The following is a 21,145-nucleotide window of genomic DNA, read 5'->3' as shown; positions in this document are numbered from 1 at the left end:
TCAGGCCATGCATGCCTGTACAGCTATAGATCCGAGGCGTAGCGCAGGCCGATCTGGCTTCTGGCTTCCTCCATCAGCTCGGCAACCGCCAGGGAATTGGCATGGCTGTTAATGCCGCTTTCCCGCTGACCGCTCTTCAAAAGATGAATGAACTCCTGAATCTCATAATACATCGGCTCGAACACCTGCGGTAGCGTAAGCTCTTCGATGGTGCCGTCACGGTAGTGGATTTTGACCTGATAGGGCTGGTTAATCTTGTCGATGACCATCGTCCCGTTCTCACCCTGAATCTCCGCCGGCAGATAAGAGTCGGTAATCTTGGAATGCATGACCACGGCATCCATATCCGGATAACGCATCACCATGCTGCCTTCGCCGTCCACTCCCGAGGGAAGCATCATGCCGACTGCCTTCACCGAATCCGGTTTGCCGAACAACGCCACCATGGGATACAGGCAATAGATGCCAAGGTCCATCAGTGAGCCGTTCGAATATTCCGGATTGAAGGCGTTCAGCACCGTGCCCTGGCGGTAAGCATCGTATCTCGATGAGTATTGACAATAACCGGCGAAATATCGCCGTACTTGACCCAGTTTATATAAATTATCCCGGATTACGCCAAAATTCGGCATAAAGGTTGATTTCATCGCTTCCATCAGCAGAACATCATTGCTGCGCGCCGCGTTAATCATTGCCTTCAGCTCTGCGCTGTTAGAGGCAGCCGGCTTCTCGCAGATGACATGCTTACCATGGTTCAGGCAGATCAAGGACTGCTCCGCATGCATCGAATTGGGGCTGGCGATATAAACCGCGTCCACCTCTGCGCCGGATACCATCTCCTCCAGATCCGTATAGATCGAAGCTCCTGCATATTTTGCGGCAAAAGCCCGTCCCTTCTCCTCTGTGCGGGAATACACGGCTGTGAGGATAAATTCCTCATTCTCCAGTCCGGCTTGAACGAAGCGGTCAGTAATCCAGTTAGTGCCTACGACCCCGAAACGAATTGTCATGAATGATCCCGTCCTTTTTTTATAAATATAAGACTTTATATCGAACACATAAATGTATCCTTCTATTTACCGCTGAAACTATTCCATCCCTACTCAGGACAGCAGAAAGGTTCCAGCATGTCATATTGATCTATAACTGCTATTTTCTCATTCCGTGGTAGGTATGTCCACTTTTCCGCCGTAATTTCCGACAAATTCCGCTAGATTTCGCTTGTGAAAAAAAGCACCTGCATAAATGCAGGCGCTTCGTCTAATATGCAATGTTTATGCAGTGTTTATGCAATCTTTTATACAGCTTCTGTACGATGCAGCTTCTATACAATCGTCCAGCCGCCGTCTACAAACAAAGTCTGGCCGGTAGTGTAGCTGGAGGCATCCGAGGCAAAATACAGCACCGCCCCGTTCAGCTCGCCCGGATTGCCGGACCGGCCCATCGGACAGACTGCGTTATACATCCGCAGCGCCTGCTCAGTGAACAGTGTGTTCTCCGTCATTTCGCTATGGAACAGGCTGGGTCCGATCGCATTCACAGTAATGCCGTGTTTGGCATACGTAGCCGCTACGCCCCGGGTCAGGTGGATCACTCCGCCTTTGGCCGCATTGTAGGAATGTGTAGGAATCGAAGCCGATGCCGTGAGGCCCAGCATGGAGGCGGTGTTGATGATCTTGCCGTATTTGCGTTCCTTCATGTGGCGGATGACATGCTTCGACATCAGGAAGCCCCCCTTCAGATCCGTATCAACGACGCGGTCCCAGGCTTCTTCGTCCAGCGCGTCAATCGGCACAGAGTCGACCACACCGGCGTTATTAATCAGAATATCGATTTGGCCAAAAGCCTCCAGCACCTCCCGGACTGCGGCAATGATCTCATCTTCTTTTCTCACATCACATTCAACAGGGATAATCCGCCGCTCCGGATATTTGGCACGAAGCTCTTCGGCGACTGCTGCCAGCTTGTCGTATCGTCTAGCCAGAATGGCCACATCCGCACCCTGATCAGCCAGCATGTCGGCAAACTGCACACCGATTCCGCTGGACGCACCGGCAATAATAGCTGTCTTGCCTGTTAAATCAAAAAGGTTGATCATCATAATCCTCCTCAAATTTGTCCGATTAGGCTATAACAATGAATGCATCGGCTCTGATCCCGCACCGGAGTTTCCCGTTATAAAGAGCTCTCCGCAGCCTGAGGCTGCAGCTTGTTATCCCACCAGTCCCAGCGGAGATAACAGTAGGGCAGGAACTCCATCGGATGGAGCGGCTCCAGCACCTTGCCCTTCTCCAGCACATTGGTGCTGACGGTATAGACTCTTTCCCTCACCCTTACTCTTACCCACACTCTCACTCAGCCAGGAAGCTGCTTGGCCGGAATTTCATAACTATATCCATCCCCCATGCCGACTAGCAGCGGCATTGATGCGGCGCGGGGGCTATAGCAATATTCGTTACAAGACACAAACAGCCCCCGCTCCGGATCAAGAGCAGGGGCTATACTATTCCTATTCATGGAGCGAGGCCAGTATAGACCCGCGAACCATTTTAACCGTAAAAGGCCTGTAGCTGGCGCACAATCTCCGCCTTGTCATGATCAACCACGACCTGATGCTGCGGCTGCTCGAACAGGGCGGCAATCTGCGCCGGGAATTCCTGCTTGATGCCGGTCAGGGCAATCGCCTCGTCGAACTTGGCTGGATGCGCAGTCGCGAAGGCAATGCTTGTCTCCCCCGGTGCGCTGAACTTCTCGTAAGCCGCAACGCCGCAGGCCGTATGCGGGTCCAGCAGGTAGCCAGTCTCCTGCTCGTATCTAGCGATGGTCTCAAGGCACTGTGCGTTCTTGACACCAAGCGCGGAGAAGTCGGCCTGCACCCGGGCAAACAGTTCACCATCCACGGTGATGGCCCCCTCACTCTGCAACGCTGCCATATATTCCGACAGCTTCACTGTATCCTCACCGAGCAGATAATACAGATAACGCTCGAAGTTGCTCGCCACCTGGATATCCATCGACGGGCTGTAGGTGCCCGTGAAGCTGCCTGGTTTATATTCGCCGGTTAACACGAACCGTTCGAGGATGTTGTTCTCATTGGTCGCGATGATCAGCTTGTGGATCGGCAGCCCCATTTTGCGGGCCAGGAAGCCTGAGAAAATATTCCCGAAGTTACCCGAAGGCACGCTGATATTCACCTTCTTCTTGTCACTCTCCGGAAGCTGCAGGTAGGCATAGAAATAATAGACCGTCTGCGCCAGAATCCGCACGAAGTTGATCGAGTTGATCGCCCGCAGGTGATACCGTCCCTTGAAGTCGAGGTCGGCGAACAGCTCCTTGATAATCTTCTGGCAATCGTCGAAGTTGCCTTCCACGGACAGATTCAGCACGTTGCTGTCATCAACCGTTGTCATTTGCAGCTCCTGTACCTTGCTGACCTTGCCGTGCGGATGAAGAATACAGATCTTAATGCCTTCCTTACCGCGTACGCCCTGAATCGCAGCCGCTCCGGTATCTCCCGAGGTTGCACCGAGAATATGGATAATTTCGCCCCGAACCTTGGCAATATAGGAATACAGCTCACCCATGAACTGCAGCGCCACATCCTTGAAGGCAAACGTAGGCCCATGGAACAGCTCCAGCACATAGAGGGAGTCATTCACTTTGTGCAGCGGCGTGACTTCCGGAGCACGGAAATTGCCGTAGCTGGTGTAGACCATTTCTTTTAGATCATCATAGGGAATTTCATCATTGGTAAAGTAGGAGAAAATCTCAAGGAACAGCTCCTGGAAGCTGAGGCTTCTCCATTCTTCAAGCTTTTCAGGGGAAACCGCCGGAATCTGAAAAGGCACCATCAACCCGCCATCATCCGCCAGCCCCATCAGAACCGTGTCAATAAAGCCTCTTGCTTCCACCTTGCCTCTTGTACTTATATACTCCATACCTGCCTCATCCTCCTGAACCCCTCTTTAATTTAAAAAGCGTATCTAAAATGCTTAAGTTTACTCTACATAGTAACACGTTTAAGCGTTAAAGTCCGTTAATTCTGCACCATTTTATAATTGAAGCGCAGTCTCGCTTGCACACTATTTACGGCACTATACTTAAGGGCGCTATTTGTTCTGAAGCTGCTTCCAGACGGTTTTGTTGCTGTACTTCTTCTCTGTGCTGACATCCTGGCCGAACCATTCCGGGGCGATGAAGCTCTCCGCTTCCTCCAGGGAATCAAATTCAACCTCCAGCACCGTAAGCTCCAGTTGAGTGTAGAGATCAATCTCCACCGTTGTGCCGTTCCATACACCTGTGATGCGGGTTTTGACCAGAGGTACCGCCTTCACAGCCTCAATCATCTGATTATACAAACCTGCCGAGATGGAATATTCGATCTCCTGGCGGCTGATGCCTTTGCCATCCTTGAACGTATGTGTGTAAGTAACTTCGCCCGTGTCCAGATCGGTAATTTTGCGCACCCGCAGCTCCTGTCCGTCCTCAATCGCCAAGTACGTCTGGTCAATGCTGTGCCGGGTGAGCACCTTCAGCTGTCCTTCTTCAATAAGCCGCTCCGGGTATTCCGGCAACAGGAATTTGCGTTCAATCTCCATAGCCATGCTGGTTCTCTCCTCTGTGTACGAGCCTAATGTTATATATTATTTATCATCATAGGGGCGGGTCCTACGCAAGTCAACCGGAAGTGCCGGATTCTTAAGGAAACAGGCGGTCGATCGACCGGATGTCATAATCATTGATGATTTTAAAAGATCCGCTGCTATACTTGTCTCGCCGGGAGGAATCACTGATCGAGATATACTTGGCGTCATCCACTCTAATCGAGAACCGGTAGGCTTTGTTCACTTTTATATTAATCCAGTAGCTTCTGGTGAAATTATGGGAGGCATAAGAGCTTCTTAACTTAACTCCAGCAAAAGCATTCATGATCCCCGCGATTTCTGCCGGATCGGTCACCGTGACCTTCCGTTCGTCCGCTGCCGTGTCCGGCAGAGATGTGACGACTTCAATAGAGGTAATCTCATTCACATTGATGCGACCGGTCACCCGTGCCTCAAAGGAGGTGAACATCTGTACGATCGTGCCTACGTGATAAACCGCAATTCCCAGCAGAAAAATAATCAGGAATATCCGACCCAGCGTAAGCTTCTTCCGCTTTCCCGGCTTTCCCCGCATTCCATGTGCTCCCCGCTCCCCAGGCTGCTCTATATTCTCCGGACCGTTCAACTGCTCCATCTCCGTCACCCAAAGCACCTCCTCCGAAATCAAACATTGCTTCCATTATATACAATATAGGTTACAGTAAAAACCTCGTTTGCTACGAATGGACGCTTAAACTCGCTCCTGCTATGTATGTTTAGGGACAACACTGTTCGCCGAACAATAAGGTTGGAGCTTGGCGAGCGCATATGTATGGGTGAGGGCTTGGCGGGGGCTGCGGATTGCGAGAGCCGGAATTCGGCGGGAGTTGGCTAGAGCTGAGACTTGGCAGGGGCTTGGCGGAGTTGGCAGGGGCTTAGCGGAGTTGGCAGGGGCTTGGCGGAGTTGGCAGGGGCTTGGCGGAGTTGGCAGGGGCTTGGCGGAGTTGGCAGGGGCTTGGCGGAGTTGGCAGGGGCTTAGCGGAGTTGGCGATGCTTAGCGGAGTTGGCGATGCTTAGCGGAGTTGGCGATGCTTAGCGGAGTTGGCGATGCTTAGCGGAGTTGGCGATGCTTAGCGGAGTTGGCGGTGCTTAGCGGAGTTGGCGATGCTTAGCGGAGTTGGCGATGCTTAGCGGAGTTGGCGATGCTTAGCGGAGTTGGCGATGCTTAGCGGAGTTGGTGATGCTTAGCGGAGTTGGCGATGCTTAGCGGAGTTGGCGATGCTTAGCGGAGTTGGCAGGGGCTTGGCTTGCTAAGGCTTTGCCACTGCTCGACTAGTAAGAGGACTGAGATTCCGTTATTTGGTCAGATCAGCCGAAATCGCTGGCCAATCGGACTGAGATTCCGCTATGTGTTCCGTAATCCCTCATTTTAAGCCCGAAGTCACAAGATAACGGAATCTCAGTCCGCTTCACTCCACTGGCAATCCCTATATGGCCTACGCCTGGTGAAACCAAGGTACTTTACACCTCTATCCCGTGGGTTGCCCACTTTCGACTGATTTCATCTCGCCATCCAGCCTACTTCCGGCGGATTCAGAGGGATTTATCCCTTTCATTTCGCCATCCAGCCTACTTCCGGCGGATTCAGAGGGATTTATCCCTTTCATTTCGCCATCCAGCCTACTTTCGGCGGATTCAGAGGGATTTATCCCTTTCATTTCGCTATCGAGCCTACTTCCGGCGGATTCAGAGGGATTTATCCCTTTCATTTCGCTATCCAGCCTACTTTTGGCGGATTCAGGGGCACTTCTGCACCTCATTTCCTCCTCCCGACCATTTTCGGCAGATTCAGGGGCACTTCTGCCCCTCATTCACGCCTGCAGCCCACTTTCGGCGGATTCAGGGGCACTTTTGCTCCTCATTTCCTCCTGCCGCCCACTTTCGGCGGATTCAGGTGCACTTTTGCCCCTCAGCCCCGCCTGCTGCCCACTTTCGGCGGATTCAGGGGCACTTTTGCTCCTCAGCCCTGACTGCTGCCTACTTCCGGCGGATCCAGGGGCACTTCTGCACCTCATTCACGCCTGCAGCCCACTTTCGGCGGATTCAGGGGCACTTTTGCTCCTCATCCCTGACTGCTGCACATTTTCGGCGGATTCAGGGGCATTTCTGCACCTCATCCCTGCTTGCTGCCCGCTTTCGACGGATTCAGGGGCACTTTTGCCCCTCATTTCCGCCTGCCGCCCGCTTTCGGCGGATTCAGGGGCACTTTTGCCCCTCATTTCCTCCTGCCGCCCACTTTCGGCGGATTCAGGGGCACTTTTGCTCCTCATTTCCTCCTGCCGCCCACTTTCGGCGGATTCAGGGGCACTTTTGCTCCTCAGCCCCGCCTGCCTCCCGCTTTCGGCGGATTCAGGGGCACTTTTGCCCCTCATTTCCTCCTGCTGCCCGCTTTCGGCGGGTTCAGGGGCACTTTTGCTCTTCGTTCCTGCCTGCTGCCTGCTTTCGGCGGATTTCATTTCTCCATCCAGCCCACTTCAGGCGGTGAATTCAGAGGTACTGCTGAATAACAAAGAAGGGCATCCCACCGGGACACCCTTCCCTGCCAACTCTTCCGCCAGTGCTTCTGCTAACTCTACTTCCAGCTTCTCTACAAGCCTTTCAGCTAGCTTTTCTTCCAGCTTTCCTTCCAGCCCTTTCCGCCAGCTTCTATGCAAGCTCTGTGCTTGCTCTCTGCCAGCTCTTCCGCCTAGTCCCGCTGCAATCCCGGCACGGCTCCCTTTACGCTTTCCCAAGCGGGAACAGCAGCGGCACGACCTTGCCTGCTCCGACATCAATCAGGCCGTGGTCGGTGATCTTCAGCGCCGGGCTGACCGGCAGCGAGTGGGTGCTGATGGACATAATCGGGTTGTAGTGATTATAGCCCAGCGATTCCATCGCCGTGCGCAGCGCCAGCACCAGCTCCGCAGTCTCGACCAGCGGCGCTTCGGTCAGGATGCCGCCGACCGGCAGCGCCAGCAGCGCGAGCACCTCGCCGTCACACACGACGCAGAAGCCGCCCTGCTCGGCGATCACCGTATTGGCGGCCAGTACCATGTCCGCCGCATTATGTCCGACAACCAGCAGATTATGGTTGTCGTGCGAATACGTAGTCGCGACCGCGCCGCGCTTGATCGTGTCTCCGCCGATCAGGCCATAGGCACGGTTGCCGTTCTTGCCGTACCGCTCGAAGGTCGCGATGAGACCGCAGCCGGTCTCCTGCCACTGGAGCAGGCCGTCCTTCACTCTGGCCTCCACATGCTTCTCCTCGGTAAACGTGGACACGTTGTTGACCATCATCACGCGGGCGCCGTAGCTGCCGTCCGGCAGCTCCGAGGGCACCGAGAAGTCAACCTCCGCCAGCGGCTCCAGCTGCACACTCTTATAGAAGTGAGCCGGGAACTGCGGCTCCCTCACTACCTGCGACTGCGGCTGCTTGCGGTCATAGACCTGCAAGCCCCGCTTGTACACCGCCTCAATCGCGAAGCTGTCGAGATCAGACAGCAGCAGATAATCGGCGGTTTTGTTCGGCGCCACCACGCCGCGGTCATCCAGCTTCATCCGCCGGGCCGGAGTGAATGTAGCCGCATAGACGGCGTCCTCCGGCGTCATGCCCATGGCGATGGCTTTACGGACCAGATGGTCCAGGTGGCCGGTCTGCACCAGCGAATCGGTCATGACATCATCCGTCACGAAGCAGAAATGCTCACTGACCGGATGACCGATCAGATAATCCACGACTTCAGGTGTCATCGATTTCTCCTGGATCTCGATGAACATTCCGGCGGCGATACGTGCGGTCAGCCCCTCGATACTCTGGTGGGTATGATCGGAATCAATCCCCGCATAGATCAGCTGATGCAGATCAAGATCCAGCAGCTTCGGCGTATGCCCTTCAATGACCAGACCCGGATAGCGGCTGCGGACATGCTGGAGAATACGGTTGCTTTTCCCCCCGGGATCACGGATTACATCCACAAAGTTCATGACTTCGCCCAGGCAGATCATCCGCTGCGTCTCCATCAGCTCGTCGATATCAGAGATCTCAATGGAACCGCCCGTAGTCTCAAGCGGAGTCGCCGGCACCGAGCTTGGAATCGCATAGAACATATCCACCTGGCAGTCCCGGCTGGCCCGGATCATCTCATGGACGCCCTCTACCCCGAACACATTGGCCATCTCATGCGGCTCGGGAACAATCGTGGTCACCCCGTGCTGCAGAATGCCGTAGGAGAACGTCTCCGGTGTGATCATCGTGCTCTCGATATGCAGATGGATATCAATAAGCCCGGGCACCAGATACTGCCCCTTAGCATCAATGATCTCAGCAGCCACAAACGTCTCTGCGCCAAGAGGACCCACGTAGAGAAAACGCCCTTCCTTCACGGCCACATTCGCCGTCTCGAACCTTTTATAGTAACTGTTGTAGACCTTAGCGTTCAGTATAAGTTGATCTGTATTCATCGTGTATGCTCCTTATGACCCGCTACTGCACCAGCACCAGCTTCTCTTTTGGAAAATAAACCGTGACCTGCTGTCCCTGAATGAATGGCTGCTCCATCTCCTGATTAACCGTGAATACTCCAAGCTCCGTCTCTACCTGATACTGGTAGCTGCGGCCGAGGTACGTGCTGACCTGCACCTTGCCGGTCAAAGCATTCCCCTCCATGCCAGTACCTGTATCCGCTCCAGCGCCCAGCAGCTGCAGATCGTCGGGACGAATCGCTCCGAGCAGTCCGGTGTTACCCTCGCCGCCCGGCCGCTTAGCCGCCTGGAACTTCAGCTCACCACGGCTCAGCTCGATATCCGCACCTTCATCATTCCGTCCGTCAAAAGCAATAAAGTTCCCGAACCCGATAAACCGGGCCACGAATTCACTGGCCGGATATTTGAAGATATTCGCCGGATGGTCCAGCTGCTCGATCTTCCCGTTATTCATAACGGCTACCTGATCGGAGATGGAGAAGCATTCCTCCTGGTCATGGGAGACGTAGACGGTGGTGATGCCCAGCTCCTGCTGGATGCGGCGGATCTCCACCCGCATGTTGACCCGCAGATTGGCATCGAGATTGCTCAGCGGCTCATCGAACAGCAGCAGATCCGGCTCGATGACGAGCGCCCGGGCAATCGCTACCCGCTGGCGCTGTCCGCCGGACAGGGCGCCCGGCAGTCTTTTCTCAAAACCGCCGAGACTGACCGTCTCCAGCATCCGGTTCACCCGCTTCTTAACCTCCGCTTCCTTCAGCTTGCGCAGCCGCAGGCCGAACGCCACATTGTCAAACACCGACAGATGCGGGAACAGCGCATAGCTCTGGAACACGAAGCCGAAATTCCTTTTCTCCACAGGAACCTTGGTATAATCCTTGCCGGAGAACATGAAATTCCCTGCCTCGGCATTCAGGAAGCCGGCGATCAGCCGCAGTGTGGTTGTTTTGCCGCAGCCGCTGGGTCCGAGCAGAGAGAGCAGCTGGCCCTTTTGCAGCGACAGGTTGAAATCCTCTAAGATCAAACGGTTGTCATAAGCAACCGATACATGTTCAAGACTGAGTAGTGACATTGCTCTAGGCCCCCATTATCATTGAATAGGTTATCGTTTGGTGAAATATGCGAAGCCCATCAGCCGCTCAATGATGAACATCAGCGCTGCCGTGAGCACCATCAGAATGACCGAAATCGCGGCAATCGTGGGATCGAAGTAATTTTGCACATAGGTCAGCATTTGAATCGGCAGGGTACTGATCCCCGGCCCCGTCATGAACACAGAAATATCCACGTTGTTGAAGGACTCCAGGAAGGCGATCAGAATGGCCGCCAGAATTCCTGACCGGATATTGGGCAGCACTACTTTGAAGAAGGTATATATTCTCGTAGCCCCCAGGCTCTGCGCCGCCTCTTCCACCGCGAAATCGAAATTCTCCAGACTCGAAGCAATGACCCGGATAATAAAAGGCAGCATAATCACGGTATGACCGATCAGCAGTCCGGCCACAATCGGCAGATTGTACACCACAATCAGATAACGCAGCAGCGTGAAGCCCAGCACAATCCCGGGAATCAGCACCGGCGACAGGAATACCGCATTCAGCGTGTCCCGCCCGCGGAACCGGTAACGGCTCAGCGCGTAAGCCGCAGGCACACCCAGCAGGAGCGCCAGCAGATTGCCGAGCAGCGAGATGACAATGGAAGTCCTGAAGGTCTCCATGAAGGCGCTGACCTCAAATATGTTCTTGTACCACTTCAGCGAAAAGCCCTCCGGGGGGAATTTCAGGACCGTGCCCGGCTCAAAGGAAGTAATGGAGATGATCACGAGCGGACCCAGCAGAAAAATAAAGACCAGCAGCGTGTACAGGGACAGCATGCGGTTGCCTTCCTTCATATTCTCACCCCTTCGGATTTAAGCGGTTGGCCCAGGCATTCATCAGCCCAACCACTACAAATGTAATAACAATCATAATTACCGCAATGACCGAAGCGGCCTGCCAGTCGTTCAGCGTCATCGCATTCTGGTACAGGAAGGTGGAGACCACCCGTTCCTTACCGCCGAGCAGCGCCGGCGTGGTATACGCCGTGAGACTGCCGACGAAGACCAGAATTCCGCCAATAATCAGGCCCGGCACGGTCAGCGGGAAGGTGATTTTGCGGAACGCCGCAAACGGGGAAGCGCCCAGACTGCGCGCCGCCCGGACCAGCTCATGGTCCAGATTCTCCATCACGCCCAGCAGCGTTATAATGATCAGCGGCAGGAACAGATGCACCAGCCCGATCATCATCGCGGTCGGCGTATACAGAATGTCGAGCGGCTTCGCGATCAATCCGGTGTTCACCAGGAACGAGTTGATCAGCCCTTTTTTGCCGAGAATAATCATCCAGCTGAACGAACGCACAACGGGACTGGTCAGCAGCGGAAAAATCGACAGCGCAAGCAGAAGGCTCTTCTTACGAGCGCTGGCCCGCGAGATATAATAAGCCGCCGGATACCCGAGCACCATACAGACCAGCGTAGTCACCACACTTACCCGGAGCGTAGTCAGCAGGATGCGGTTAAAGTACCCGTCGCGGAAAAAATACAAATACCCTTCCAGCGTCAGCTTTCCGTCCTGCACAAAGGTGGAGGCAATGGTCAGCGTGATCGGGACCAGCATGAAGGCCGCCAGGAATAAGAGGCCCGGCAGCAGGAGAAGCAGCACTCTTTTATTCATTCTCATGACTCCCGTCCTTCTTCGGTTCTTGATTCAAGCTATTCAGGCTATTAATGAAGCACTCCAGAAAAGCCGGCGCGTCCACCTCCAGACAGACACCGGCATTGGCCGGCTTGTCCAGCCTGTTCTGGAAATCGCAGACCGTCTGCCCGTCGCATAGCTCGCTGCGGGTTTCCACGTCCACATAATACTTCTGCACGTTAACAAACTCCCTGTTCAGCGCCACACCCACTGCCAGTGGATCATGCAGCGCACAAGCCTGCACCCCGTTGCGTTCAAAATAGCGCGTACGGTAGTCCGCCGTACTTCTCTCTACATACTCGCGAACCGCCGGAATGCGCAGCTTCGCGATATCCTCCGCGCTGAGCAGCGCCCGGCGGGTAACATCCAGCCCGACCAGCGTCAGCTGCGGGAAGCCCGCAGCCAGTACCAGCTTAGCCGCCTCCGGATCTACATACATGTTGTATTCCGCCGTCGGTGTAATATTGCCGAAGCCCTGTACAACACCGCCCATCACAATCACTTCGGCGGCATGCTGCGTAAGCTCCGGACATTTGTGCAGCGCGCGCGCCAGATTGGTCAGCGGCGCGGTCATAATCAGCGTGACCTCACCGGAATGTGCCAGCACCTGGCGGATGATGAAGTCCTCCGCCCGCTCTGCTTCCGCCCGTTTCGTTACCGCCATATCGGCCAGTGCACCGCCGATGCCGTCCGAGCCGTGTACACGGTGCTCGAACACGGTATCGCGGACAAGCGGCTTGTCCGCACCGCGGAAGACCGGGATCTGGCCGGACACGCCGAGCAGCTCCAGAATTTTGCAGGTATTCAGGGTCGCCTGATCCAGCGAGACGTTGCCGCTGACTGTGGTGATCCCCAGAATGTCAAGCTGTCCGCTCGTGACGGCCAGCATAATTGCCAGCGCGTCATCCACCCCTGTATCTACATCGAGAATGACTTTTTTACGCCCTGTCATCCTTAGCCGCCAATCTCACGGTTGAAGCGGTCAGTCCACACGGAGATGTGCTCGTTCACGAAGGACATGTCCAGCTTGCGCAGCTTGCTGATTACCTCTGCACCGTACGTTACGCCTACTGCTTCTTCGTCCGTCAGCACAACTTCTGTGTTTACCGGGGAATCGACTTTGGCTTTAGCCGATTTCTCCTGCACTTCCTGGCTCAGCTGCCAGTTGATGAATTCTTCGGCAAGCTCTTTGTTGTCACTGCCTTTGACCACGTTGACCGTATTCATTACGGCATACGCACCTTCAGACGGTGCTACGAACTTGGCATCCGGCACGGCAGCCTGGAGATCCTTGAAGTACATTTCCATAATCGGACCGCCGGCAATTTCCTCCTGGCCGAACATATTCACATACTCCGAAGTCTGGGAGTAGTATTTAACCACATTGCTGTCCAGCTCCTTCAGCTTGGTGAAGGCTCCGTCTTCATTGAACTCTGTACCACCCGACACGAGCGATGCCGCATCCACAATCATTGGACCCGCTGTGGCAGTAATCGCCGGCAGCGCCAGATTCTTGTCGAACTTACTCCACATATCTGCCCATGAACCCACTTCTCCATCAACAAGTGCCGGGTTATAGGCAATTCCCAGACGGCCAACGGTGTACGCCGGACCATATTCTTCGCCGAGCGGCGCTTTGGCAATATCATAGATTTTATCGATGTTCGGAATTTTGCTGTGGTCGATCGTTTCGAACAGACCTTCATTGATAGCCTGCTGCGCATAATAGTCAGACAGGTAGACTACATCCACATCAGAGCTGCCCTGGCGGATTTTGTTCAGGCGCTCAGCGTTGTTGCCGATCTCGACGACGATTTTGACATTATGCTCTTTCTCAAACGGGGCGTAGACGGCTTCCTTGAAGAAATCCTCCGAGAACCCCCAGGTTGAAACTACCAGCTCCGTTGGTGCACCCGAGGATGCCGTTTCCGTCGCGGATGCGCTATTCGTGCCGGCGCCGTTTGTCGCAGCAGCATTGTTAGTACCGGAGTTGCCGCAAGCGGCAAGCAGAGAAGTCAAAGCAAGAGCAAAGCCTGTAGTCATTAGTTTATTCATTAGTAAATAACCTCCCAAATGTAATTAAATATGCGGTACAATTCCAGCGGTCATCCTATAAACACGGCATGTTCTGTCAGTCTTCCATTAAACAAACGGCAGCAGACAACGGATCAGCAGCACCCCCTGTTGGTAATAAAATCTTCGTTTGCCTTATTTTTTCACAAAAAAAAGAAAAGCATTCTTGTAGGAACAAGAACACTTTTCTTTGTGTAAACAAAGGAAAGAGCTACCCCGTTATAGAAGGACGGTCTTCGCTTAAGATAGATCAAAAGCAAAAATCCGAGATATTCAAAATTCATTGACTGAAATGCTTCATTCCCCGGCCAATATCATATTGGTAAAGGCCCATCCGGTTGGTGCATCATAATCTCTCAGCAGAACCTCAATCGTTAAGCCCATCTCTGCTTCAAGGCGTTCTTTGAATCTCTTCTTAAACAGCAGCGACATCCGGAAGTCCACTTCCTGCTTAAGCTCCGGCGCTTCCCCTTCCAGGGCGGTCGACCGTGGAGATCTGCGGTGCTTGGCGTGAAAGGTAATGACCCGCTGATCGACAGTAACGCGGAGCAGGGTCGTCCCGAAACCAAACAATTCCTTGGAGATCTCATTGTAGATCTGGCACATCTTTTTCTTCTGCTCGCTGTTTTCCAGTTCTGCCATGAAACCACCTTCGAAAACAGAATATCGTACATTCACATCGATAATAATTGCTATTATACATAATTCTAGGTTTTCCGGCAAGAAAAAAGCTAAATATAACATGAAAGTAACGCCAAACCCGAACGATACCAAGTTAATAGCTATGTGGAATGAACTGAAATCTGCCTGATTCACACCGGATTCACACACCGAATGCTTTACTTGAACGGAATTGCAGCAGTTTGCTGCTAGACCAGCGTTCCAGCTCTACTCCAGCTCTGTTCTAACTGTATTTCGTACAACTAAAACGATCATTTATAGCGCTACGGGCGTTTTAATTGCAGTTTATACAGTTAAAAACCCCTATATTCCGTAAAGGAGGAGCTATCTCTATTTTTAATTGTACAGAATACAGTTAACCCGGGAATCCGGTTTGTTTGCCGCTCTTTAGTTGCATTAAATACAATTAACCGCTATACGCTGCACATGGTTTACTCTCTATATACTGGCAAGCGCAGACTCCTTCTGAATCGGGCATACTCAAGTACAATCTATCAGGTGAATATCGTTCGACTCAGCCGCGGCTCTCGGGAAATGAAGTTCAGCCTATTTACAGTTAACCTGCTTAATTCTATATCCGAACCGAAGCTAACAAAAACCGACAAATAACGGCAAAGGGAGTATAGCTGCTACGTCTGCTTCATCTGCTACTTCTGCTACGTCTACTACATTTGGCTGCGTCTGTTAATGCTACTTCATCTGCTTCATCTGTTACGTCTGCTACTGCTATTTCTGCTGCTTCTGCTACTGCTGCTATATTTGCTACATCTGGCTACGTCTGCTAATGCTACCTCATCTGCTTCATCTGCTTCTGCTGCTTCTGCTACTGCTGCTATATTTGCTACATCTGGCTACGTCTGCTACTGCTGCTCCCCCTTTGCCGCATCCCTAATTATTCACATGCTGCAGTTTTCTATACAGCAACAAGGGAAGCCAAGGTTTCCCCGGCTTCCCCCTTCCTTTATGATCTGCCTGTTGTTTATTGTTCAGCCTTCAAGCGGTAGCAGCCGCTCACGAAGTCCCGCTGGAGCTCCGGCAGCAGCAGACCCGCCTGCATCAGGCAGTCGCCGCCGTAGACTTCTCCGCTGTCTTCAATGCGGTAATCGAAGTCCGGGTTCAGACCGCTGAGCAGCAGCATCCGGCGCGGCGGGTGCGGCACCGCCAGTACCCGGAAATAATAGACCAGCGCCTCGCGCTGATCATCCGAGACGAACATCCAAGCCGTATCGTTGCCCTCGAATGGACTCTCCAGCCGGTACAGATTACCCTGCTGCACCAGGCTGCGGATTTCCTTATAATTCGCTACTTGCGCCTTCGCCAGCTCCTTCTCCTCCGGAGTGAACTTCGTCAGATCGAGCTCATAACCGAAGTTGCCGGACATAGCTACGTCTCCCCGGAAGCACAGCGGTGTGAACCGGCCCACCTGATGATTCGGCACCGCTGAGACATGCGCTCCCATCGCACTGACCGGATAGACGAGGCTTGTACCGTACTGGATCTTCAGGCGTTCTACTGCATCAGTATCATCGCTGGTCCAGGTCTGCGGCATATAGTAGAGCATGCCGGGATCGAAACGTCCGCCGCCGCTGCAGCAGCTCTCGAACAGAATATGCGGGAATGCCGTAGTCAGCCGCTCTAACAGGTCGTACAGTCCGAGCACATAACGGTGGGCCGTTTCTTCCTGGCGTTCTGCCGGAAGCTGCGCCGAGCCGATCTCGGTCAGACAGCGGTTCATATCCCATTTGATGTAGGTTACCGGAACTGAAGAGAAGACGCGGCTAAGCGATTCGAAAATATACTCCCGCACCTCTTCCCTGGTATAGTCCAGCACCAGTTGCCAGCGGATTTCCGTGCGGTGGCGGCCCGGAACATGCAGGCACCAGTCCGGATGGCTGCGGTACAGATCGCTGTCCGGCGAGATCATCTCCGGCTCAACCCACAGGCCGAACTTAAGGCCATGGCCGTTCACCCGCTGTGCCAGATCAGATAACCCGCCGGGCAGCTTGCGCAGATCCTCGACCCAGTCGCCGAGCGAGGAATTATCCGCATCCCGTTTGCCGAACCAGCCGTCGTCCAGCACGAACAGCTCAATGCCGAGCTTCGCCCCTTCGGCGGCAATCGCCTCCAGCTTGTCGGTGTTGAAATCGAAATACGTCGCTTCCCAGTTGTTCACCAGAATAGGACGCTCTTTGTCCCTGTACTGCCCTCTGCAGAGACGGGTCCGGTACAGATGGTGATACGTTCGCGACATCTCGCCGATCCCCTGTCCCGAATAGACCATAACAGCTTCCGGGGTCTGGAAGTGTCCGCCCGGCTCCAGCTGCCAGGAGAAATCGAAGGAATTCAGGCCGATGGTAAACCGGGTGGTCTTGAAGGGATCGACCTCAGCCTCGGCCTCAAAGTTGCCGCTGTATACCAGGGAGAAACCGAACACCTCACCTTGATTCTCATCGGCACCGGACTTAGCCAGCGCTGCAAACGGATTATGCTGATGGCTGCTCATTCCGCGCCGGCTCTGGATCGCAGAGTTGCCCTGCTCCAGACGTCTGCGGGTAATCTGGGCCTCCCGTGACCAGGCCCCGGACAGGTAGATCATATCCATGTCTGCCGCCGGGAAATCCACGGTGGCACTAAGGGCGCGCTGCAGCTGCAGCGCTGCCGGACCGTCATTGGTGAACTCTACGGAACGTGCTATTACATTCCGTTTCTTATATACCGTATAACGCAGGGTCACGGTCAGCTTGGCGTAATCATCCTTAAGAATCAGCTCCAGCGTATCTGCTTCCTCCGGTGATTCCACATACACGGAAGGCAATCCGGCAAGCTCCGGTTTGCCTTCGGTCACGCGGTACCCGCTGTAGCGCAGCTCGGTGACCCGTGTTCCGTCCTCCAGTTTGGCCTGATAGGCGGGAACGCGGAAATCCCCCGTCCCATATTGCGGATATTCCTGCGGCAGCCGGTCCAGCGAGCCGTGGGCCACCGGCAGGAGCAAACCGTCCAGATTGCTGCCCTCACGCAGCCGCCCTCCCCAATAGAGATGCGCCGGATAACCATTCACCAGCCCGATCACATAACTCATCCCTGTGCTCTGCAGGTGGAATATCCCCTTGTCTTCCTGAACCCATATCGCCATGGTCCTGATTCCTTCTCTCCTGATAATTAATAAAACACAACCTGAAGCCTGCGTAACCCGGCCCATCCCAGTGACTACCTCAAATCTTCGTTCGCTGTCCAGCGCAAGGTCTATGCCGTACAAGCTCAATCTCCAGCTGCGGAGCAGGTCCATGCGGACTGGAAATCCGTTATTTCGCTGAAAACGCCGTTTTTTCCCGCCACGCGGACTCAGAAGCCCTTATTGGTCCTATTTATCGTCCAAATGCCCCTTACTGCAGAAAATAAGGTCCCCTGTGTCCGCAAGAATCAAAATAATGGCATATTTCCGGAAATAAAGTCATTTCAGTCCGCAAGACCGCTGTGGCAGCAACATAAGCAAACGCTTAGTCTATTTTACTGAGTAACCCTGCTCAGGGTTGTTTCGTTCTGCCGCCCTGTTCTGCGTCATCTCGTTCTGGCCGTCCCGCCCTGTGTCATCTCGTTCGGCCGTCTCGCCCTGTGTCATTCCGTTCTGGCAGTCCCGCCCTGTGTCATTCCGTTCTGGCAGTCCCGCCCTGTGTCATTCCGTTCTGGCTTTCCCGCCCTATGTCATCTCGTTCTAGCCGTCCTATCCTATCTACACAGCTCTATCTTACCTAGCCTGTCTAACTGTATCGTTCTGCCCCCGGCTCACCCGGCCACCAACCAGCCGGGCTTCCCGGACAACAGGTTATCCTAGATATAATCCGCCATCGAGCGGACCACAAGCCCCGTCGGAGCGGCCGGCGTGAAGTCCGCTTCTCCGCTGCTGCTGAGCGCAAACTCTACCGTCTTCGGCTCGCCCGGAAGCAGGTCGAAGAAGTTGTCGGAGAAGATGCCCTCTTCTTCTACGGTCAGATGCACGCCTCTCGCCAGCACATCGCTGCTGAGTGTGAAGCTCTTCCCGGCGCTGCCCGGCACTTCCGTCACCGTAATCACCGGCTTGCTGAGCGGAATGTCCTTGGCTGCCGCGAAGTAATGCTCCCTCCGCTCCAGCACCTGTCCGCCTTCCACCAGGGAAGCCACCAGCAGCACTTGTGCCGGCTCACGGCCTTCCAGCAATTCAGCAACCGGCAGCGTGAATACCACCTCTGCCGAATCCGCCGCCAGCGTTACCGGCTGCGACCATTCCCGCAGCAGCGCGCCGCTGAAGTCATGAAGCCGGATTACGAGCTCGCCGTCCAGCGCCTGACGCCGGTCGGAGACAGCGTGAACCTTGAGCGTCTCCCCGTCCGTACCGTCAATGGACAGCAGCACATCCTTGAAGGATTTGCGCACGGTATATTGCAGCGCCTTCCAGCGCCCGTAATAGTCCATACCCGCCCAGGAAGCTACCGGCCAGCAGTCATTCATCTGCCAGTACAGCGTGCCCATGCAATAAGGCTTGTTCCGGCGGTGGCTCTCAATCGCGATGCGGATCGCTTCCGCCTGAAGCACCTGGCTCATGTACAGGAAGCCTCTGAAATCCTTAGGCTGCGGCAGATACATATCCATGTATTCCTTGATCAGCTGGTTACCCCGTCCGTTCTTCTGATGGGCCAGCATCACCTTGGATTCCAGCGCCATATCCTCTTCTTCCGCATAGCTGAGCACCGACTTCAGCTCCGGGAAGGACTGGAAGCCGTATTCGCTCATGAAGCGGCCAACCTTAAGGTTATAGTTCTCAAAAGGCTCGATCCCGTGCCATACTCCCCAGTAATGGATATCGCCTTCGCCCATAATCCGCGTAGCATGCTGATCCTGACCGCGGGTAAGCTCACGCAGCGGAGATGACGGCCAGTAATCTACACCCGGATGATTGGCAGCAACGGCCTCAGGCAGAATCTTATGGAAGATTTCTTCATACGCAGCCCATAAGGTCTGGCGGATATCAGCACTCAGCTTCTCCTTCCAGCCCCAGCCCATATTCTCCTCGAATTGCGACCAGGCCGAATCAATCTCATTGTTCCCGCACCATACAGCAATGGACGGGTGATTCCGCAGTCTGCGGACATTATATACCGCTTCCTCGCGGACATTGTTCAAGAACGGCACATCTCCCGGGTACATGCTGCACGCGAACATGAAGTCCTGCCACACCAGCAGACCGTACTCATCACACAACCGGTAGAAAGCTTCCTCTTCATAGAATCCGCCGCCCCACACACGCAGCATATTCATATTGGATTCCACTGCTGTAGCAATCTCATGGCGGTAACGTTCTTCCGTAACCTCAGTTATGAAGCTGTCGTTTGGGATATGATTAGATCCCTTAGCGAAGACCGGTACCCCGTTCAGCTCAAAACGGAACGAAGCCCCGTGCTCATCCGGTGTACGGACCAGCTTAATTTCCCGCAGCCCTGTCTTAACCTCCGACACGGCTACCGCTTCCTCTGCCTGCAGCAGCTCTGCACGGAAATTGTACAGCTCAGGTAGACCCAGCCCGTTACACCACCACAGGCGCGGCGTATCGATGACCAGCTCCAGTTCTACCACCTGATTGCCCGGTACCAGCGAAGCTGCCTTCATCCATTCCTGCCCCTCTGCAGTTACACGCAGCATACCGCTCCACGCTTCCGGAGCATCCACTTCAACTACAGCCGTCAGCCGCGCTTCCTGTGCATTCACCGCATTCTGGCGGATGTACAGATCCTTAATGACCGCAATGTCCCGGCCTTCCAGCACGGCTTCACGCCAGATGCCGCTGGTCAGGAATCTCGGACCCCAGTCCCATCCATAGTGGTACGGCGCTTTGCGGGCAAATACACTGATCCGCTGCTCCTGAAGCCCCCCAAGCTCGGACTGGTCATTCGGTGCAGGCAGATCATAGCCCAGCTGTGCCAGCTTCGGCAGATCCTCGGTCACCACCGAGCGGAATATAATGCGGATCTCATTCTCTCCCGCCTGCAGAAGGCCCTTCACATTCACGGTCCAGGAGCGGAACATATTGTCTGCGGACAGGGCATGAACATTGTTGACATATACATCTGCATACGTATCCAGTCCGGCGAATACCAGCTCCGTAACCGCCAGCGTCTGCCACTTCTCTTCTAATGTAAGTACGGTTCTGTATTCCCAGTTCTTCTTGTCGATCCATTGCAGGTCATGTTCATTGGTTCCATAGAAGGGCTGATCTATAACTCCACTCCGGAGCAGATCCGTGTGTACCGTTCCCGGTACGATGGCCGGAAGCCACGCTTCATCTCCGCAGGCTCTAAATTCCCAGTTCGTCAGGTTGATTTGCAGTTGATTCATAAGTCCTCCTAAAAGTTTTGTGAGCGTACACTTCCCTGAGATTGCTTTGTACAAAACTCGCATCGGAAGCATACGCTTAAGATTTGATAGCGTACGCATTAAGTTGAATAACCTACATTTTAGCTACCCTCATTGTATTTTGTTATTTTATTGTTAGCAATAACTTAATTATAATCCTATAAACAG

16 protein-coding genes are annotated in these 21,145 nt (G+C 54.1%); all 16 read right to left on the bottom strand.

Going from position 1 to position 21,145, the window contains the following annotated elements:
- Positions 1-23: 23 nt before the first annotated feature.
- Complete coding sequence (locus PBOR_RS04625; RefSeq protein ID WP_042210684.1) at positions 24-1,010, bottom strand: Gfo/Idh/MocA family protein; 987 nt, start codon at positions 1,008-1,010, stop codon at positions 24-26.
- A 314-nt stretch (positions 1,011-1,324) separates the two neighbouring features.
- A complete protein-coding gene (locus PBOR_RS04620; RefSeq protein WP_245648033.1) occupies positions 1,325-2,101 on the bottom strand; it encodes an SDR family NAD(P)-dependent oxidoreductase in 777 nt (258 codons plus the stop codon).
- Between the two features lie 74 nt (positions 2,102-2,175).
- On the bottom strand, positions 2,176-2,331 hold the full coding sequence (locus tag PBOR_RS36820) for a hypothetical protein (RefSeq protein ID WP_167549516.1): 156 nt from the start codon (positions 2,329-2,331) through the stop codon (positions 2,176-2,178).
- A gap of 218 nt (positions 2,332-2,549) precedes the next feature.
- The gene (gene thrC, locus PBOR_RS04615; RefSeq protein WP_042210683.1) at positions 2,550-3,938 is read right to left on the bottom strand and encodes a threonine synthase; all 1,389 of its coding nucleotides are present in this window, start codon (positions 3,936-3,938) and stop codon (positions 2,550-2,552) included.
- A gap of 171 nt (positions 3,939-4,109) precedes the next feature.
- Complete coding sequence (locus PBOR_RS04610) at positions 4,110-4,604, bottom strand: CYTH domain-containing protein (RefSeq protein ID WP_042210682.1); 495 nt, start codon at positions 4,602-4,604, stop codon at positions 4,110-4,112.
- Between the two features lie 94 nt (positions 4,605-4,698).
- Entirely contained in the window at positions 4,699-5,247 is a 549-nt protein-coding gene (locus PBOR_RS04605) for a hypothetical protein (RefSeq protein WP_042210681.1), read from the bottom strand.
- Between the two features lie 1,411 nt (positions 5,248-6,658).
- A complete protein-coding gene (locus PBOR_RS04585) occupies positions 6,659-7,099 on the bottom strand; it encodes a hypothetical protein (protein WP_042210676.1) in 441 nt (146 codons plus the stop codon).
- 262 nt (positions 7,100-7,361) lie between these two features.
- The gene (locus PBOR_RS04575; protein ID WP_042210674.1) at positions 7,362-9,083 is read right to left on the bottom strand and encodes an adenine deaminase C-terminal domain-containing protein; all 1,722 of its coding nucleotides are present in this window, start codon (positions 9,081-9,083) and stop codon (positions 7,362-7,364) included.
- 22 nt (positions 9,084-9,105) lie between these two features.
- Complete coding sequence (locus tag PBOR_RS04570; RefSeq protein ID WP_042210673.1) at positions 9,106-10,176, bottom strand: ABC transporter ATP-binding protein; 1,071 nt, start codon at positions 10,174-10,176, stop codon at positions 9,106-9,108.
- Between the two features lie 30 nt (positions 10,177-10,206).
- Entirely contained in the window at positions 10,207-10,995 is a 789-nt protein-coding gene (locus PBOR_RS04565) for an ABC transporter permease (RefSeq protein WP_042210672.1), read from the bottom strand.
- Between the two features lie 4 nt (positions 10,996-10,999).
- Positions 11,000-11,818 carry an ABC transporter permease gene (locus PBOR_RS04560; protein WP_039310210.1) on the bottom strand — a complete coding sequence of 273 codons (819 nt, stop codon included), beginning with the start codon at positions 11,816-11,818 and terminating at the stop codon, positions 11,000-11,002.
- Positions 11,811-12,791, bottom strand: a complete 981-nt coding sequence (locus PBOR_RS04555) for a nucleoside hydrolase (protein ID WP_042210671.1) — start codon at positions 12,789-12,791, stop codon at positions 11,811-11,813. The genes PBOR_RS04560 and PBOR_RS04555 overlap by 8 nt, the downstream gene beginning before the upstream one ends.
- Before the next feature lie 2 nt (positions 12,792-12,793).
- Positions 12,794-13,894 (bottom strand): ABC transporter substrate-binding protein, encoded by a 1,101-nt coding sequence (locus PBOR_RS04550; protein WP_042210670.1) that lies wholly within the window; start codon positions 13,892-13,894, stop codon positions 12,794-12,796.
- A gap of 315 nt (positions 13,895-14,209) precedes the next feature.
- Entirely contained in the window at positions 14,210-14,554 is a 345-nt protein-coding gene (locus tag PBOR_RS04545) for a hypothetical protein (protein ID WP_039310202.1), read from the bottom strand.
- Between the two features lie 1,018 nt (positions 14,555-15,572).
- Positions 15,573-17,726 (bottom strand): alpha-galactosidase, encoded by a 2,154-nt coding sequence (locus tag PBOR_RS04540; protein ID WP_042210669.1) that lies wholly within the window; start codon positions 17,724-17,726, stop codon positions 15,573-15,575.
- Between the two features lie 695 nt (positions 17,727-18,421).
- A complete protein-coding gene (locus PBOR_RS04535; RefSeq protein WP_042210668.1) occupies positions 18,422-20,959 on the bottom strand; it encodes a beta-mannosidase in 2,538 nt (845 codons plus the stop codon).
- Positions 20,960-21,145: the final 186 nt, after the last annotated feature.

It is taken from the genome of Paenibacillus borealis, from assembly GCF_000758665.1.
Taxonomy (GTDB): Bacteria; Bacillota; Bacilli; order Paenibacillales; family Paenibacillaceae; genus Paenibacillus_AQ; species Paenibacillus_AQ borealis.
Note: the sequence above shows the minus strand (reverse complement) of the source record. Positions and strands in the feature narration are given on the sequence as shown.